The sequence below is a fragment of the Chloroherpetonaceae bacterium genome, from assembly GCA_025056565.1.
Taxonomy (GTDB): domain Bacteria; phylum Bacteroidota; class Chlorobiia; order Chlorobiales; family Thermochlorobacteraceae; genus Thermochlorobacter.
Window position 1 is genome coordinate 114231 of record JANWWA010000010.1, and the last position, 3385, is coordinate 117615.

4 protein-coding genes are annotated in these 3385 nt (G+C 49.8%); all 4 read right to left on the reverse strand.

Annotated elements, in window-relative coordinates; all coding sequences use genetic code 11:
• Positions 1-294 (reverse strand): DUF3592 domain-containing protein (locus NZM05_09015; GenBank protein ID MCS7013750.1); only part of this gene is annotated, 294 nt, incomplete at its 3' end.
• Between the two features lie 272 nt (positions 295-566).
• A complete protein-coding gene (gene creD, locus NZM05_09020; protein ID MCS7013751.1) occupies positions 567-2129 on the reverse strand; it encodes a cell envelope integrity protein CreD in 1563 nt (520 codons plus the stop codon).
• Positions 2105-3103: a polyprenyl synthetase family protein gene (locus tag NZM05_09025; GenBank protein MCS7013752.1), complete on the reverse strand. Its 999-nt coding sequence runs from the start codon at positions 3101-3103 to the stop codon at positions 2105-2107. Before NZM05_09025 ends, creD begins: the two co-directional genes overlap by 25 nt.
• Positions 3104-3154: 51 nt before the next feature.
• Positions 3155-3385 (reverse strand): site-specific DNA-methyltransferase (locus NZM05_09030; GenBank protein ID MCS7013753.1); only part of this gene is annotated, 231 nt, incomplete at its 5' end.

Below are 3385 nucleotides of genomic sequence, written 5' to 3' on the forward strand. Positions count from 1 at the left end.
TGGATACTTCTTTGCAAGTTGAGCGGAATTGTAAGGCGAATAATCTAATACGACGCGGGACGAGGCGTATCGCTTGCCCTGAACTTCGTATTCATATTCGATTTTCGTGGTTCCACCTTCGCTGTCGTCAATGAACTCGGAGCGCGTGATTTTGCCTGTGGTTTCTTGCCAAGCAATTTGCGAGAGCGTCTGCTGTTTGCGCCAAACATAGACAGCGCCTCCGAACCAAAGCGCCGCCATCAAAGCAAGTGCCACACCGATGACTTTGGCAGCGGAAAAATCTGCGTGTTGCATTAGAGCGATGGTTGCGTTGAGCGGAAGATACAGTAAATTGGCACAAGAAGTTTCCGCAGGGGACTGGCACAGGTAAAAGTTGAAGCAAAGAAAGCAAAGCACACTACGGGCTGTAAGAGATGGCAAATGGACAGTTCTCACTCCTGATTGGCAAAAGACTTGCTTGTCCTCACTTCTGCCAGCATTTGCATGTTCAAGCGCTTCTTGAGTGCTCAAGACCGACGACGAAAGAGTTTTTCAAAAACGTGAAGGATGCACGGTTCAAACTCAGCTCACTCACTACGCGGGTTAGGGGAAACGCTTTCCTTTGCGCGCTCGTCCAGCTCCTTTCCAGCCGTAAACCAGTCAATTTTTCGCGTCAGATACATCACCAGCGCAAGCGTGACAAAAAGCAGCAAGCTCCCTAAGAGCAAGGCGTAATCTTGCAACTGCAAAATCGTAAAGAGAAAGCCATAGAGAATCGCCAGCACGCCCGCAATGAAAAGCGCTGCCACTCCACTTTTCAAAACACTCTTTGCATAGCCTGTGATGAGACCAATCACCGCAAAGCTGGAGACCAAATATGCCCAGTTAAAGCCAATTTGCTCCGAGAAAGAAAGTAGAAGCACATAGAAAATCACCAGTGCCAGCCCGATAAGCAAATACTGGATAGGGTGAATAGCGATGCGGTTCAAAAGCTCCGTCATAATGAAGGCAAGGAAGGTCAGCCCAATGAACATAATTGCGTATTTAACTGTGCGCATATTTTTCTGGTATTCATCAATCGGCAAAAGCAAACGCACGCCAAAGGCTGAGTGGTAGATGCGATATGCATTGCCAATCCACGCTTGCGGATAGTTACGATTGAGATGCAGCACCTTCCACGACCCTGAAAAGCCACTGCTGGTCGCATTAAGCGGTTGCTCAGGCAAGTATGCGCCGATGGCACTCGGATTAGTCCAGCTCGATGAGATTTTCACCGTGGTTTCTTTGCCAACTGGCACGACCATAAAGGCTTCACTGCCATTGAGATGAAGCGTTGCCGAAAATGTGTGGAGCGCACTAGAGGAATCTTTCAGTGTCGGGTCGCTCAGCTTAATGCTCACACCACCGCTTAGCGAAGAAGAGAGGGTGCTTGGAGAGTCAGAGCCGTATTCGGCATCAATGACAGAGCGCATAGGTGGCTTGGAGAGACTGGGTGGGATATTGCCAATCACTTCACGGGAAAGCAAGCCCGGGTTTGCATACTGCGTTTTGTCGTCCCACACGATGGGAATTGCCTCACGAATGCCTCTCAGGTCGCTAATACCGATAGCCAGTGTAGCCTCGTGCCAGAGGATATGTTCAGGCTGCTCAAGTGAGAGCGATTGCAGTTCCAAGAGTGAAAATGTGCCAGAGAGCTTGACCGTAGCGCTGTAGAGCGGAATGTCGTAAATGCCACGGTGGCGAATTTCAGGTCTAAGGTCAGCGCTAAGCTCAAGCGTTTGAGGCAAAAGATGGAGGTATTGCACTGTTTCACCAAGTTTTCGGGTGAGGGTTTTGCCTTTGTCGTCCGTTTGCTGCTCGAGCTGAACCAGTTTGTAGGGAACAATCAGTACAGCGCCTGCAATGATTTGTAAGCCACCCCACTTTTCGCTCACCTCTGCTACAGCATTATTGCGGCGGTCTTCACGCTCGCGGATAAGTCCCTCAATCATTGCGGTCGGAATAAGTAAAATGAGCGTTAGAATGGCAACCACAGTGATGCGCAGGCCGACCGAAGCACGAAGCGAAAAACTCATCTGAAAGATGTTTAGTTTGTAGTTTGATGCGAATCGGAGTGTGCTGTAGGTCAAAAGTCGCGGTGCATGACGCATCTGGCAAACTGCATCAGTTTTTCGCGCCCTTCTTGGTGGGGCAACTTGGCAGCGATTTTCAGGGCTTTTTGGAAATCGGTTTCAATGAGTTTGCGGGCTTCATTGAGCACACCGCAGCGTTCATAGACGGCTTTCACCTCTGAGACGCGCTCCCTTTCAATGCCTTTGTGGGCAATAATGTGTTGCAACAGCATTTTATCTTTGCCTTTCGCCAGCTCTAAGGCTTTGAGCAGAAGAAAAGTTTTTTTGCCTTCCATCACATCGCCGCCCTCGACCTTGCCCGACTTGTCGCCTGCCATAATATCCAACAAATCATCTTGCACTTGAAAAGCTTGCCCAATCAGCTCTCCAAAGTGACGCAGGGCTTTGGCTTGCGCCGCCGTGGCATTTGCTGCCAGTCCGCCTAACTCCAGCGAGACAGAAATCAGTCGACCGGTCTTTTTGGCAATCATCATTAGGTATTCGTCCAGCGTAACATCAGAGCGATGTTCAAACTCCTTGTCGTAAGCTTGTCCTTCACAGATGACCGCAACGGCATCTGTAAAAATGCGGAGAATTTTGGGAAGGTGTGCACTTCTGGTACGTAGCAGGAGCGAATACGCAACGGCATGCATCACATCGCCTGTGAGAATAGCCGTATCAGTATCCCACTTTTTATGGACAGTGAGCCGACCGTGTCGAAGTTCGGCTTTGTCCATAATGTCATCGTGAATCAGTGTAAAGTTGTGCAGCACCTCTACAGCCAGCGCAACAGGCAAAGCAGGCTCGCTTTTTCCAGAAATGGCTTCTGCGCCTAGCAAAGCAAGAATTGGGCGAATGCGTTTGCCTTTGCCTTGTAGGATATAGCGTGCAGGTTCGTAGAGCGAGTCAGGTTGATGTTGAAAGAGCTTAGCAAGTTCGCGATTGATGCGTTGTCGATAGGCGTCAAAAAGACTTGCCCAATCGGGCGAGCCAGTGGCAGTGCGAAGAGCCATCAAACAGGTGAGTGCCGAAAGGTTTGTTGAACAAGAAAATTTACTGCAAAATTAAAACGAGATTTTTTCTTGCTGAAATTTAGGGGATAGCGTAGGCTTGCGCCGTGTGTTGCGCTCCCAAAACACGCCATCTTCATAGCCTTGAATGGATTGGTCACGCTCGGCGATGTCGAGCCGCTTTGCCGCAAGACAGCAGTAGGTTGGGTCGATTTCAATTCCAATGAAGCGGCGACCGAGTTTCTTTGCCACCACTGCCGTCGTGCCTGAACCGAGAAACGGGTC